Below are 13,954 nucleotides of genomic sequence, written 5' to 3'. Positions count from 1 at the left end.
TTTTTCCTATTTATATGACAAAATGATTCGCTGGTCGGGGCACAGTCATGCGCCTTATTATTTAGCCGGCGTCTCGTTTGCCGAGTCGTCTTTTTTTCCCATTCCGCCGGATGTGATGCTCATCACCATGGGATTGGCCGCCCCGGAAAAATCCTGGCGTTATGCCCTGATTACCACGGTTTTTTCAGTCCTGGGCGGCTTGTTTGGCTACCTGATTGGTTTTTTTGGTATTGAAGTGCTGTCTCACTGGCTAAACGGCTCCTCTTATTATGACAATTACCTGCACGTGGTGGATCTGTTTAAAGTGTATGGATTATGGATTATTTTTATCGCGGGGTTTTCTCCTATCCCCTATAAGTTGTTCACCATTGCGGCAGGCGCTTTGCACATGGCCATTCTGCCTTTTGTGCTGGCCTCGTTTTTAGGCAGGGGGCTACGGTTCTTTTTAGTGTCCGGCATTTTGTTTTACATGGGTGACCGTATTGAGACCAAACTCAGACCAATCATTGATTGGCTGGGTTGGTTGATGGTATTGCTTATCGTGCTTGGCTTTATCGTAGCGAAATACATTGTCTGAGAGTTATCATGCGCACGCTTTTTCTGTTGTTGATTAGTGCATTGCTTGCAGGTTGCGGTGGACGAACTGATCTGGCGCCTGTTGAAGAATTAAAATGGCAACCCCATATTAACTCTCAAGGGATTCACGTTGTCCGACCTGGCGAAACATTGTATGCCGTGGCTTTTCGTTACGATACCGATTTCAGGCAGCTTGCTGCCTATAATCGGCTGCGAAGCCCGTACGCCTTGCGGGTCGGACAGGTGTTGAGGATTAGGAAATCAGTTTATACTCAAAGAAGTAAACCGTATTCTTATCGGCAAACAATGCCCGCAGTCAAACGCTGGCAACCGGCACCGGACAGGAAGAAATACACAGTGCCCGTGAAACGAGGGTGGTTTTCAAGCCCTCGAGGGTACGGCGGGGCATGGCAGTGGCCTGCTCAAGGGCGAGTAGTCACCGGTTTTGTGCCTCAACAGGGAAAAAAAGGCATAGATATTGCTGGTAAAAAAGGCGACCTGGTTCGTGCCTCTGCGAATGGGGTTGTTGCTTATGCAGGCAGTGGACTTTCAGGCTATGGTAATTTAATTATCATTAAGCATGACGGGCAATTTTTAACGGCCTACGGCAATAATCTTCATAACCGGGTAAAAGAAGGTCAACGGGTTAAAGCCGGGCAAATAATTGCCGACATGGGAATTATAGACAGGAAATTTTTTGGCGTGCACTTTGAAATTCGCCGCTCAGGTCAACCTGTCAATCCCATGAGTTATTTGCGACGAGGTTGACAGCGGACGGGCTGGTATTGCAACAATAGGGCAAGTGTTTCTTCTTTGTATCGATTTAAACACAACAGGTGAAATCATGCAGACTGAAGACGATTCTACAAAAGAAACAGCGGTTCCCGAAGACGATTGGGAAGAGTCTGCTGACGAGTCGTTGCTCCTGGAGGACGATCTGGTAGTCAACGAGGAAGAAGAGCAACCCGATTTTTCCGACGAAGAGACCTTTCCCAGTTTTCAACGCGGTCGGCAGGCAGCCAAAGTCATGGATGCCACTCAGCTTTATCTGAGCGAAATCGGTTTTTCGCCGCTGCTTTCAGCCGAAGAGGAAGTGCATTATGCGCGTCTCGCACTCAAAGGCGATGCAGCCGCACGCAAAAAAATGATTGAATCCAACCTGCGCCTGGTGGTCAAAATTTCAAGGCGATACTTGAATCGAGGGTTGCCTTTGCTTGATTTAATCGAAGAGGGAAACCTCGGGCTAATGAAATCGGTGGAAAAATTTGATCCCGATCGCGGTTTTCGTTTTTCAACCTATGCGACCTGGTGGATTCGCCAAACGATTGAACGGGCAATCATGAATCAGACCCGTACCATTCGATTACCTATTCATGTGGTGAAAGAATTGAACGTCTATCTTCGCGCCGCCCGCCAATTGACGCAAAAACTGGATCACGAGCCGTCCGCCGAAGAAATCGCTGAAATGGTGGATAAACCCCTGGAAGACGTCGAAAAATTACTGGGTCTAAACGACAAGGTCGCGTCGGTGGACACGCCCATTGGATACGATGAAAACAAATCCCTGCTCGATACCATTGCTGATGAAAACAGCATGAATCCGGCGGAACTGCTAACCGATGAAAATCTGCGAGCTCACATTGAGTCTTTGCTCGATAAATTGACTGAAAACCAGCAACAGGTGATTGCCCGCCGCTTTGGGTTACGCGGTTTTGAAAAAGCAACACTGGAAGATGTTGGCAAGGAGATTGATTTAACGCGTGAGCGCGTGCGGCAAATTCAGGTGGAAGCCTTAAAAACCCTGCGCGGATTACTCGAAAGGGTGGGTTTAACCCAGGAAGATTTATTCTAAATTTTAGACAGACTCAAAACCCGGCAGTTGCCGGGTTTTTTATTCCTGACAAAAGGCGCCAGAATCTCCCCGCTTGTTACGACGTGTAAGCGAATGGCAGGGTTTGCCAGCACTGGGTGTAGTCCTTTTGTCTTGCCGGATGCGCCATGGCCGTTGGGTTTATTAGCCAGGTTTCGTTGGTTTCAAACATAAAAGCCAGGGTATTTTTATACTGTACCGGTTTTAACGGATCCTTAATCGCCTGTTGATAGGCGGTGTTGTCCGGTCCATGCGCGGTCATGCAATTATGGATGCTAACGCCGCCTGGCAAAAAACCATCCGGTTTGGCATCGTATTCACCCTGAATTAATCCCATGAGCTCACTCATGATGTTGCGGTGGAAGTAGGGCGGGCGGAAGGTGTGCTCGGCCACCATCCATCGCGGCGGGAAAATGACAAAATCCAGGTTGGCAATGCCGGGTAGGTGGCTTTCGGAAGTCAACACTGTAAAAATGGATGGATCGGGGTGATCAAAACTGACGGTATTGATGGTATTGAATAATGAAAGATCGTAACTGTAGGGGGCGTAATTTCCCTGCCAGGCGACCACATTGAGCGGGGAGTGGGGGCTATCGGCTGCCCAGAGACGGTGTTGGTATTTACATATCAGTTTCACCTCGTGATGCCGCTCCTCATAATCAGCGCAGGGATATAGAAAATGACGGGGATTGGCCAAGCCGTTGGCGCCAATCGGGCCTAATTGCGGCAGGGTAAGCGGCATGCCGGCGTTTTCACACAGGTAACCTGAGGCAAGCGGGCTGTTTAATTCCACCCGGAACTTAACCCCGCGGGGAATCACCGCAATTTTACCCGGACCAATGGACAGTTTGCCAAATTCCGTGTGAAGCAGCAGATCTCCGAGGTAGGGGACGAGCAGCATTTCACCGTCGCTGTTGGAAAAATAACGCTGGTGCATGGAACGGTTGCACTGGTAGAGGAACGCATTGTTACTGGTATTGCCGGCTAAATGAAAAAGCCCGTCAACGAAATCCGTCGGCTCATCCCTGGAGGGGAAAGGCGACCAGCGAAACGGGTTGGGGGGTTGCAGCGTATCAAACTGGACTAAGGGTTGCTCCCGATAAGGAACGTAATCGCCCTGGATAACCGACGGCGCTGTGCGATAGAGCCAGCTTCGCAGGTTGAGGTGGCGGGGCCTGGTAAAGGCACTGCCACTTAATTGTTCGGCGTAAAGACCGAAAGGACATTCCTGAGGCGAATTCTGTTCTTTCGGTAAAGAACCCGGGATTGCTTCCGTTTGATGAAAGTTGCCAAAGCCTGCGAGATACACTCAATGCCTCCTCCCTTGCAAAATAAGGTCACTAGCATAGCTTGAAGCAAATAAGCTTGTCGAGTTTCATTCAGTCTCCCGTTCTTTTTATTTCCCGAACAAGGTATAATTTGACTATTTGACAGTATAGAGGTAAAGGCGATGGCCGGTCATAGTAAATGGGCGAATATCAAATTCAGGAAAGGTGTCCAGGATGCCAAACGCGGGAAAATTTTTACTAAATTAATCCGTGAAATTACCGTTTCGGCTAGAATGGGCGGCGGTGATGAATCATCGAATCCGCGCCTTCGCGACGCAGTGATCAAAGCGCTGAAAGCCAACATGAAGCGTGACACCATTGACAACGCCATTAAACGCGGGGCAGGCGGTTTAGACGGTGAAAACATGATGGAAATGCGCTACGAAGGTTACGGACCGGGCGGCGTCGCCATTCTGGTTGATTGCTTGTCCGATAACAAAAACCGCACGGTTTCTGAGGTGCGGCATGCGTTCACCAAACACGGCGGTAATCTGGGCACAGATGGCTCCGTTTCTTATCTTTTCACCAAACAGGGTTCTATCCTGCTGGCAGCGGGTCAACCCGAAGAGGCAGTGATGGAACTCGCCATTGAGGCAGGCGCCGACGATGTACTGGTTGAGGATGGCCAAATTGAAGTGATTACCAGTGCGGAAACCTATCACGCCGTGCTTCATGCCCTGCAGGAAGCCGGTTATGAGATTGAACAATCCGGCCTAACCATGAATGCGCAAACCCTGGTGACTATCGATAACGATTCCGCTGAAACCCTGATTAAATTGATTGACATGCTGGAAGATTTGGATGACGTCCAGGAAGTTCACAGCAATGCCCAGTTTCCGGAGGCTTTACTGGAATCCATGGCTGGATGAGCATTATTCTAGGCATTGATCCCGGCTCCCGTGTCACGGGTTACGGGATTATCCGGGAAGAAAAACGGCGTATTACGTATGTCGACAGCGGTTGCATACGCACGGCAGACGGCGAGTTAAGCGAGCGCCTGCTGGAAATCTTTGACGGCATCTGCCAGCTAATGGATCATTTCAGCCCGGATGAAGTGGCCATTGAACAGGTGTTTATGCATCAAAACCCCAATTCGGCATTGAAATTGGGGCATGCGCGGGGGGCTGCCATGGTGGCTGCGGCTTCCCATCGTGTAAAAATCAATGAATATTCGCCGCGTGAGGTGAAGCAGGCGCTTGTAGGGTATGGCGGCGCTACCAAGGATCAGGTCAAGCAAATGGTGATTCATTTGCTGATGTTAAACAGTTCGCCGCAAACAGATGCGGCAGATGCCCTGGCTATTGCCATTTGCCACAGCCACTGGCGTCAAAGTTTAGTTGGACGTCAACAGAAACAGCTCCGGAGGATAACGCAATGATAGGCTGGCTGCAGGGAAAAATTATTGATAAGGAACACCCAGGAAAAATGGTACTCGATGTGAATGGCGTCGGGTACGACATTGAAACTTCGTTGCCTACTTTTTTTGAAGTGGAATCCAGAGAAGGCCTGCTGGGTTTGCATATTCATACCATTGTGCGCGAAGATGCCCTGTTACTTTATGGCTTTGCGGATAAGCAGGAGCGGGCTTTGTTCAGGGCTTTACTCAAGGTTAACGGCATCGGCCCCAAGGTGGCCTTGAGTATCCTTTCAAGCATTACCCCTCATGAATTTATCCAATGTGTCCATCAGAACAATACCCTGCAATTGACTCATATCCCTGGCATTGGCAAAAAAACAGCAGAACGTTTAGTCATGGAGATGAAAGACAATCTCAGTCATTTGGCGAATGTCGAGTCGTTCCATTTGTTTACCTCAAAATCAGCGGGCGGTCTGCACCATGACCAGCAGGAAGCCATCAGTGCGCTTGAAGCGTTGGGCTATAAAAGTCAGGATGCAGTGAAAGTCATTAAAAAAATAGATGACGGCACAAAAAACTGCGAACAGTTGATTCGCCAAGCCCTGCAGCTTCTCGCGGTGAGGGCTTAACTACCGGTCAGCTGAGGCAGGCTAACCTTCAGCCTGAGTGAAAGCCTGCTGGGTCATTATTCTGTAAACTGCTCTTTTGAATTGTCCTGATGCAGAGGGAAATAAACCCTGACAATGAGGCCTGTGCCTTCTTTGGGTGAATCCAGTTCCACTTTGCCGCCGTGGAGATCGGTAATTTGTCTGACAATGGCAAGGCCCAGTCCACTGCCGTGACTTTTATTCCCTAACACCCTGAAAAAACGCTCAAAAACGCGTGACTGCAATTCACTGGGTATACCTGGACCATTATCAGAGACTTGGAGCAGGATGTCGTCGTTTTTCTGGTAAACCTGCACCAGGACCTTGCCGGCATCCTTGCAATAGCGGATGGCATTGTCAACCAGATTGCGAATAAGAATACTGATGGCTGTCAGATTGCCGGCAAACTCGGGCAGGTTCTCTTCATGCTCAAACTCCAGCTCAATCTGCTTTTCGACAGCACTGGGCGCCAGCATGGCTAGTACTTCCCGGGTAATTTTGACCAGATTGACCGCATCAATGTCATTCAGCGAATTGGCTTCAGGAACCAGTTTGCTCATGGTTAAAAGCTGCTGCACAATGTGAGTGCTGCGATTGACGCTGGCAATGAGTTTTTGCAAAGCCAGGTTTTTTTCTTCAAGATCATTGGTATTCAAGGCCACCTGAGCCTGGGCTTTGAGCGCGGCAAGCGGCGTTCGCAATTCATGGGCTGCGTCAGCGGCAAAGCGTTTCTCGCGCTCGAATCCTTCCTGCAGGCGATAAAACAATTTATTCAATTCATCAATAACGGGTTTTATTTCTTCGGGGACTTCTTCCAGATCCACTGGCTTTAAATGGGTCGGGGCTCGGTTAGCCACTTCCTGTGCGACACGATCCAGGCTATCTAGGCCGCGACCGATAATAATCCAGATGAGCAGACCGGAAAGCGGGAAGGTCAGCAGCATAATGTAGAGGTCATCCTGGGCGATGCGATGCCCCAATTCATTGCGGGTGTCATAGCGTTCTGCCAGTACGGTGCGTATGCCGGCCTTGTCATTGTAGGTGGTAAATACCCGCCATTTTTGATCCGACAGGTATTTGTCGCTAAACCCGTCTTCTTCAGCGGTTAAAGGAATTTTAGGGGCAGTGGAGGAATGCAGGAGCAATTTTCCACCGTTGGTCCAGACTTGAAAGTTAAATTTATCAAGGTAGTTTTTAGGCGGTAAATCGTTTAAAAAACGCCGTTGGTAATAATTTTCAATTTTCTGTGGAATGATTTCCAGGTTATTTTGAATCTTCACCAGGGGGCGCTCATGCAGATCATCCCCAAGCAGGGCCTGGTAGGATAAAGCGGAAATCGCCATCAGCGTATCCAGGTGCTCCTGAATGTCTTTCTGATCGAGGTAATAGTTCCCTATGGCAGTTAACGTCGTCGTGATCGTGATAGCCAATAGAAGATTGATCAATAAAAACTTGCGTATTGAAGATTTCACAGACGTCAGTTACTCTCGTTTTTTTCAGCCATGTACCCTACACCGCGAATCGTACGGATGAAATTGGCATTGAGCTTCTTACGCAGGTTATGAATGTGAACTTCCAGCGCGTTGCTATCGACGTCTTCATCCCACCCGTAGATGCTTTGCATTAATTGCTCTCTGGAGAGGACTTGACCGCTATTTTCCAGGAGCTTCTGCAACAAGGCAAATTCGCGGCGGGGGACATTGACGATGGTGTCATCGACATACACGCTATGCGCCGCCGGATCAAGCGTGACATTGCGGTACTGCAGTACGGAATCGGCACGGCCAGTCGAGCGTCGAACCAGGGCCCTTACCCGCGCGCTCAATTCATTTAAATCAAAGGGTTTGATCAGGTAATCATCGGCACCGCTGTCCAATCCTTTTACCCTGTCCTCGATTGATTCACGGGCCGTCAGGATAATCACAGGCGTTGCGTTGCCTTCGTTGCGAATGGCTTGTAAAAACCCAAGACCGGATAATTTGGGTAAACCGAGGTCTAAAATGATCAATTCGAATGATTCAGCTTTTACAGCGGCGCGGGCAGCCTCGCCGTCTTTAAGCCAGTCCACAATGTAGCCAAATTGCGTCAGGCCCGCCTTGACGGCATCACCCAGCAATTCATCATCTTCTACCAGTAGCAATCTCATGGTTTGCTCCAAATGTTATGGCAGACTTTTCCCGGAATCCCTGGAGGGTTGGTTTTCGTCTTCCTTTTCGATAAGGTGCCGACTTAAATAAATAGCCTGTAGAAACACAAACAGCAATGTTAATCCTGCGCCGCCAAATAATTTGAAATTGACCCATACATCCGTACTGTAATGGTAGGCCACATAAAGATTTAAAATGCCCATCAGTATAAAAAAGCCCGCCCAGGCATAATTCAGCCGATACCAGGTATGCATGGGCAACTTGATGTTATGCTCTATCATTTTCTGGATTAGGGTGCGACTGCCGATGAAGCGTGAGCCTAAAAAAACCAGGGCAGTCAACCAATAAATCCCGGTTGGTTTCCATTTGATAAACCAGGGATCGTGAAGGATAAGAGTAGCGCCACCCAAAATAAAAATTACACCAAGGCCTATCAAATGCATTTTTTCGTAGCGCTGGTACTTGAGTCTGAAGAAGATAACCTGGATTAAGGAAGAAAGCATTGCAACAGCGGTAGCATAATAGATGCCATACAGCTTATAAGTGATAAAGAACAGAAGTATTGGAAAAAAGTCAAACAATAATTTCATGGGGTGTTTGCTAATTTTTACAGGCAGTTAAGTTATCATTAAGTATAACACACCATTTACCTGCAACATGCAAGGAAGTTTGCCTATATTTACTTTTCTTTACGGTGTCTTAAGCCTCCTCCGGATTAAATCCTTCTGTTTTACTGCCAAAATGTTCATTAAGTACTATTATTGTATAATAAATACTCATTTTGATCGATCGTTCAGGCGGGCATAAGCATCCCACGGCCTGTTGCTTGTTTATTTGCCATTAAGGAATGGAATTATGGGGTTTTTTGTTGAGAAGAGTCCAGCCAGGCGTGTTCTCGTATTGGGAGAGGAGGCGTGTGGGAAAAGAGCCTTTCTACTCTATTACAAGGATAATTTATGGGTGCAGGATACGGGGCGGTTTTCAACGTTAACGCTGACGGATCAGGATGAAAACATCGCCATTGTGTTTGATTTGCATCAGGACATGGATGAAACCGCAATGGGCCACCCTCGAGGGAAGGAAAAGTATGATTTGATTCTCATTGTGGGTGATTTGTCCTCCCCCCATTTTAATCAGGCCTGTAACACCGGACGGGCTTATGCTGAGCGTTTTTTTCCGCAGGTCAGCCGGATGATCGTGGGGACCAAAGCCGATGAGAAATTGCCGGGTAATAACAGCGACAGCATGGCCCTTGAGACTTCGGCAAAAACGGGAGAAGGGTTTAACAATTTCAAGCGGGTTTTTTTGTATAAATTAAAAATGGCGCCTGATGTTTCACAGGCGCGTCAGCCATTTCCACCCGGTCCGAACTAGCCGAGAATTAATTTCTGACCCGGCTTGAGCAGACGGCTGTTGATGTGCGGGTTTAAACGGGTCAGATTGGCCACGGTTGTTTTGTAGCGCTGGGCGATGCGGCTTAAGTTATCGCCCGCTTTCACCGTGTAGACGCCGGCTTTAACCACGCGTTTCCAGATGATCAATTGCTGCCCCTTACGCAACAGGGCGTGACCTGGAATTTTGTTCCAGCGGCGTATTTCGGCGGCCTGAACATTGTATTTGGTTTCAAGGCTATGGAAGCTGTCGCCTGGCTGGACAATATGGAGCACTTTATAGGTCTGGGTAGTTGCCGGCGTGTCGGGGGTATTCAGCACGGTGGGCCGTTTGGAGGCCGCGACACTGGTGTTTTTACTGCTTGGGATCAACAGGAATTGCCCTGCTTTTAATTTCTCTGAATGCAGTTGATTCAGTTCGCGGATCATTTTTACCGTTGTGAAATAGCGCTGGGCGATGGAATTGAGGCTGTCGCCGTTTTTTACCTGGTGGCGGGTCAGGCTGACCCGCTTTTCCTGAGGAACCAAGGCGAGATTGCGATTAAAATAAGCCACCTTGTCGGCTGGAATTAATAATTTGAATGGCTTGTAAGGCGCTGTCGCCCAGCGGTTGTAACCAGGATTTAATTTAATCAGGTCGCTGTAGGAAATGCCTGCCAGTTTGGCGGCATGGTTTAAATCAATCTGGCTGCCGATGTTCACTTCTTCAAAATAAGGCGTGTGCGGGATATCAGGCAGGGTAACATGGTAACGTTGCGGGTACTTAATAATTTCAGCCAGGGCGAGGAGGCGTGGGACATAGGCTCGCGTTTCTTCGGGTACCGGCAGATTCCAGAAACGCACATTGCGCGATTGGCCACTGTTCTTGATGGCTTTGGAGATGGTGCCTTCGCCTGAATCATAGGCGGCAATCGCCAGTATCCAGTTGCCGTTAAAGTATTTATTGAGGTAGGTCAGGTAATTCAGTGCCGCATCGGTTGAAGGACGAATACTGCGGCGGGCATCAAACCACCAATCCTGTTTTAATCCGAGGTTATTACCGGTTCCTGGCATGAGCTGCCATAAACCGGCTGCCCCGGCTCCTGAATAGGCAAAGGGGTCGTAAGCGCTTTCGATCATGGGCAGCAGGGCAATTTCGCCGGGCATGTTACGTTTACGAATTTCCGTGACAATGTGGTAAATGTAGGGTTCTGAACGTGCCAGCTTTTGCAGGTAGCTGGGATGTGAAATAAGCCAGCGCAATTGCGCCTGAACCTCGGGTTGAGTTACTTCGTGATTAAGTTTTAATTGGCCACGTAACACATCCCAGACCGAGGGGATGGCGCTGGCGAAAGCAGCGGTGAACATGCTGCAACAGATTGAAAATAAAAGAAACAATCCCGTAACAATTGATGCCTTATACTTCAATGCAAAAGCCTGTTATTTAATTATTGGCTTGCCAGTGTACTAAATTATGGCCCGTCAATAAACCCTTTTTGCTGATTTATTAACCGAATAGGTTTTAATTGGTTCTTTTATTTGTTTGGTTTATTCATAATGAATAACAAATAGACAATCCCTTTTTAGAGGAAAGGAGATGCAATGTTGTCGATACAACTGAAAGCCAGACTAAAGCACAACAAAACCATTACAGCGAATAAGGTTGACTTTTAACCTCAAGGAGTAGTACTTTAGACCAAGCTAGAAAATGTCTATTTTATACTCCGCAAATCGTCGTTTTATTCATTTAATCCCTCGTTCGGTAGTTTAATTCTTGTTTCCGGCTAAATTCGCCTTTACAGGTCGTACAATAAACACTAAGGATACTTATGTCTAACACAGTAAACGGAGTCGTTAAATGGTTTAACGAAGCCAAAGGATTTGGTTTTATTGAGCAAGATTCCGGGCCGGATGTTTTTGCTCATTTTAAAGAAATTGTAAGCTCCGGGTTTAAAACTCTCACAGAAGGTCAACGCGTTCAATTCACTGTGACGCAAGGAGCCAAAGGCCCTCAAGCACAAAACATACAACCTCTTTGATTGAATCAGTCAGTCTTAAACCACCGCAGCATCCGATGGCTGTAGTGGTTACCTGAAGAAACGACAGGGAGGCCGTATAATTCCCTGTCAATGAGAATACCGTCAATTCAGCGTCTCGGAAGATCAATTTAAGAATCGTTCGGCCTACGCAAACATCCTCTACATCCCTGTAAATGACGTGTGTTGCGTTGGCTTATGCCAGAGACCTAGTGTGGTGAATGGCCCTGGCTTTCCTTTTCCTCATCACGGCTATCGTGCGCCTGGATGGCATCCTCCACGGCTTTTTCGAGGGCTTGAATAAGGTCTTCGGAGTGGGTGGTGTGTTTGCGGGCAAAAAAATCATAAATCGGATTTTTATGCGTTCGGATGACATCCATTTTAGCTTTATTTTTTCGCAGAGCGGTCAATGTGTCTGTTATAATTTCCAAATCACCTTTTGCCTGGAGAATACAATAATAAAGTCCATGAAGATACTCCCCTTCAGAATGTCGAAGTAAAGAAGAAGAGTTCATCAGAGCCTCTGCATGCTCATTTAAGGATTTCAATAAGGGCAATAAATGGCGAGGCAGGGCTTTCTCGGCTCTGTCCAATCCCAATTTATCCAAACGCCGCTGCTCCTCTCTTTTTTTATTCTCATGCTGCGACGCCGGCGGTTCAATCTTAAGCTGACCTTTATACTGCTGTTCAAATTTTTCAGCCAGGTAGGCGTGCATGTCGGCGGTGGGATGGACGTCATCCCAGAACATAAACCCTTTAGAGGGGGAGATCTGTTTTTGGGTGTCGACAGGGTCCTCCTGTTCCTTGTTGAAGGCTTCTGATTCAGTAAACGGCGTGGTTAATTTATCCTTATCAAAACCGTACTTTTTCGGATTGTCATAGGCTTGTTGCAGAAGGGTGCAGACGTCAAACACGTCAAGGAAAATGGGCGGATTAAGTTTGGCGTATTTCTCCTTCAGGTGATGGCATCGCTTGGCCAGTTTCTCGTTGAAGTACTGAGACAAGAGCCGGGCATTGGTTTGTTCGTTGCCGCCTTTTCTTGCGTAACGTGGCGTCAATGACAAATCAGGCAGATTAAACAGGACAAAATTACGATAGCCTTGAGCAATCAATTGTTCTAGATTATCTATCCGTGCATCGACTGCCCTGTCTACTTCTTTCATGGTGGGCTTTTCGTTCACCGTAATCAGGTCATTGGCGCCTGACCACTCCACGATAAGGGTGTCTGCTTTTTCAGCTGGTGTAATCTTGTATTTCTTATCATCATTCAGCAGGGATTGCCGTTTGGCGCCGAGGTTGGAGACAATTTGACGCGCCCCTTCCTTGCCTAAATCCAGGGTAAACTCTTCGGAGTAATCATGCGCCGTTAATCCGCCTTCGCAGTAAAAACGCGCGAGGCGATGGCCCTCATACTGCACATGCAAATCGTCATTTAACGAGAAGGCATTTTCATTGCGGCGTTTAAAGCCATGATCATTGGTGAGCAGGGCATCGGCCAAATCCGCATTCCCTTGGCCGCTGTGAGGCAGCCTCTCTTGACGACGGGCACGCTGAATTTCCAACTCTTCAACGGTGGTGGCTGCGACAAAATCGCCCCATAAAAAGCCGTTGGTGAAACGGCCGCGCGGCGATTTGCCTTTCAGGCCGCTTAAATAATCCATGGGAATAAAACCGAACAGTTTACGGCGATCCATAGTGCCGCGATCGGATAAACTGTCCCCTAGAAATGCGATGTGTCTGAACTTACGTACCATTTTTTGTCGCTGAAGTGATGATGGGTTAAATTATACTCAATTTGCTTACTTGTTGAAAGACAAGGGATTGTAAATTTTCCATGCTAAGCCATAAAATTATTCTTGTCTTCCCGTAATTGTTGAAACACCAGCAAGGACTCCTGACTGGCCAGGCCTCGGCTGCGAACATAAGCGATGACCCCCGGCTCCTGTGTGCGCAAAAAAGGGTTGATTTTCTTTTCTTTCTCAATCGTTGATGGCAGGGTGCAGCGGCCTGGATGCTGATTGAGCTCGTTCAGGTAACGGCTTATTTCCTCATTCTGCGGTTCAACACGCGCTGCGAAACGCAGATTCTGCTGCGTGTACTCATGGGCGCAGTAAACCTGCGTGGCGTCCGGTAAGGCTTTCAGGAGTGCCAGCGAGCTGTGCAAGGCTTCCAGCGTGCCATCAAACACCCGCCCGCAACCGGCTGAAAACAGCGTGTCGCCGCAAAAAAGCAGGTTTTGTGCTTCATCATACAGGCTGATGTGGGTTGAGGTATGGCCGGTTGTGCATAAAACCCGTAAGGTCATGTTGGAAAAGCAGAGCCTGTCGCCTGCACGCAGGACGTGAGTCACCGTCGGAATGCGAGAGTCGTCAGGGGCATAAACCGGGGTATTGGCCCTGGCGTTCAATAAGCCTTCAACACCACCAATATGATCAAAGTGATGATGCGTTAACACGATGGCTTCAAGCGTCAGTTGATTTTCATTCAGGTAATGTAAAACCGGCTCACTGTCGCCTGGATCCACACAAATCGCTGTGTGTTGCTCTTCATTGATGACAAGCCAGATGTAATTGTCCGTAAACGCCGGAATTGGAATGATGGTCATCCTGCTTTTTCCTTACTG

15 protein-coding genes are annotated in these 13,954 nt (G+C 48.1%); 8 read left to right on the top strand and 7 right to left on the bottom strand.

Annotated elements, in window-relative coordinates; translation table 11 throughout:
• Window positions 1–22: 22 nt before the first annotated feature.
• From GH742_RS09900 to rpoS, 3 genes are all read left to right on the top strand, one after another.
• Entirely contained in the window at window positions 23–577 is a 555-nt protein-coding gene (locus GH742_RS09900; protein ID WP_203454812.1) for a YqaA family protein, read from the top strand.
• Between the two features lie 8 nt (window positions 578–585).
• The gene (locus GH742_RS09895; RefSeq protein ID WP_203454811.1) at window positions 586–1,344 is read left to right on the top strand and encodes a peptidoglycan DD-metalloendopeptidase family protein; all 759 of its coding nucleotides are present in this window, start codon (window positions 586–588) and stop codon (window positions 1,342–1,344) included.
• A gap of 76 nt (window positions 1,345–1,420) precedes the next feature.
• On the top strand, window positions 1,421–2,428 hold the full coding sequence (gene rpoS / locus GH742_RS09890; RefSeq protein WP_058531383.1) for an RNA polymerase sigma factor RpoS: 1,008 nt from the start codon (window positions 1,421–1,423) through the stop codon (window positions 2,426–2,428).
• A gap of 76 nt (window positions 2,429–2,504) precedes the next feature.
• Here the strand turns inward: rpoS and hmgA are convergent, their stop codons facing one another.
• Window positions 2,505–3,755, bottom strand: coding sequence for a homogentisate 1,2-dioxygenase (gene hmgA, locus GH742_RS09885; protein ID WP_203454810.1), 1,251 nt, complete (start codon window positions 3,753–3,755; stop codon window positions 2,505–2,507).
• Window positions 3,756–3,896: 141 nt separating this feature from the next.
• Here hmgA and GH742_RS09880 point away from each other — a divergent pair, with 141 nt between their 5' ends.
• Genes GH742_RS09880 through ruvA form a run of 3 tightly spaced genes read left to right on the top strand, consistent with a single transcriptional unit; the run spans window position 3,897 to window position 5,760 of the window.
• Window positions 3,897–4,643: a YebC/PmpR family DNA-binding transcriptional regulator gene (locus GH742_RS09880; protein ID WP_115300809.1), complete on the top strand. Its 747-nt coding sequence runs from the start codon at window positions 3,897–3,899 to the stop codon at window positions 4,641–4,643.
• Entirely contained in the window at window positions 4,640–5,152 is a 513-nt protein-coding gene (gene ruvC, locus GH742_RS09875) for a crossover junction endodeoxyribonuclease RuvC (protein WP_203454809.1), read from the top strand. Before GH742_RS09880 ends, ruvC begins: the two co-directional genes overlap by 4 nt.
• Window positions 5,149–5,760 (top strand): Holliday junction branch migration protein RuvA, encoded by a 612-nt coding sequence (ruvA, locus tag GH742_RS09870; protein WP_203454808.1) that lies wholly within the window; start codon window positions 5,149–5,151, stop codon window positions 5,758–5,760. The genes ruvC and ruvA overlap by 4 nt, the downstream gene beginning before the upstream one ends.
• 56 nt (window positions 5,761–5,816) lie before the next feature.
• On the opposite strand, the gene GH742_RS09865 is transcribed toward ruvA, so the two are convergent.
• Genes GH742_RS09865 through GH742_RS09855 form a run of 3 tightly spaced genes read right to left on the bottom strand, consistent with a single transcriptional unit; the run spans window position 5,817 to window position 8,515 of the window.
• Window positions 5,817–7,250 (bottom strand): ATP-binding protein, encoded by a 1,434-nt coding sequence (locus GH742_RS09865; protein ID WP_203454807.1) that lies wholly within the window; start codon window positions 7,248–7,250, stop codon window positions 5,817–5,819.
• A gap of 5 nt (window positions 7,251–7,255) precedes the next feature.
• The gene (locus GH742_RS09860; protein ID WP_058531389.1) at window positions 7,256–7,924 is read right to left on the bottom strand and encodes a response regulator; all 669 of its coding nucleotides are present in this window, start codon (window positions 7,922–7,924) and stop codon (window positions 7,256–7,258) included.
• A gap of 15 nt (window positions 7,925–7,939) precedes the next feature.
• Complete coding sequence (locus tag GH742_RS09855; protein WP_203454806.1) at window positions 7,940–8,515, bottom strand: septation protein A; 576 nt, start codon at window positions 8,513–8,515, stop codon at window positions 7,940–7,942.
• 265 nt (window positions 8,516–8,780) lie between these two features.
• Here GH742_RS09855 and GH742_RS09850 point away from each other — a divergent pair, with 265 nt between their 5' ends.
• Window positions 8,781–9,299 carry a Rab family GTPase gene (locus tag GH742_RS09850; RefSeq protein WP_203454805.1) on the top strand — a complete coding sequence of 173 codons (519 nt, stop codon included), beginning with the start codon at window positions 8,781–8,783 and terminating at the stop codon, window positions 9,297–9,299.
• Here GH742_RS09850 and GH742_RS09845 read toward each other — a convergent pair.
• Window positions 9,296–10,663 carry a LysM peptidoglycan-binding domain-containing protein gene (locus GH742_RS09845; protein ID WP_203454804.1) on the bottom strand — a complete coding sequence of 456 codons (1,368 nt, stop codon included), beginning with the start codon at window positions 10,661–10,663 and terminating at the stop codon, window positions 9,296–9,298. The genes GH742_RS09850 and GH742_RS09845 overlap by 4 nt on opposite strands.
• Window positions 10,664–11,124: 461 nt before the next feature.
• Between GH742_RS09845 and GH742_RS09840 the strand changes: the two genes are divergently transcribed.
• Window positions 11,125–11,334: a cold-shock protein gene (locus GH742_RS09840; RefSeq protein ID WP_203454803.1), complete on the top strand. Its 210-nt coding sequence runs from the start codon at window positions 11,125–11,127 to the stop codon at window positions 11,332–11,334.
• Window positions 11,335–11,540: 206 nt separating this feature from the next.
• On the opposite strand, the gene GH742_RS09835 is transcribed toward GH742_RS09840, so the two are convergent.
• Together GH742_RS09835 and gloB are read right to left on the bottom strand one after the other, a co-directional pair.
• Window positions 11,541–13,085, bottom strand: a complete 1,545-nt coding sequence (locus tag GH742_RS09835) for an SGNH/GDSL hydrolase family protein (protein ID WP_203454802.1) — start codon at window positions 13,083–13,085, stop codon at window positions 11,541–11,543.
• 83 nt (window positions 13,086–13,168) lie between these two features.
• On the bottom strand, window positions 13,169–13,936 hold the full coding sequence (gene gloB / locus GH742_RS09830) for a hydroxyacylglutathione hydrolase (RefSeq protein ID WP_203454801.1): 768 nt from the start codon (window positions 13,934–13,936) through the stop codon (window positions 13,169–13,171).
• Window positions 13,937–13,954: the final 18 nt, after the last annotated feature.

Source organism: Legionella sp. MW5194 (assembly GCF_016864235.1).
Lineage (GTDB): Bacteria > Pseudomonadota > Gammaproteobacteria > Legionellales > Legionellaceae > Legionella_C.
This window is presented reverse-complemented; position numbering and strand designations above follow the sequence as displayed.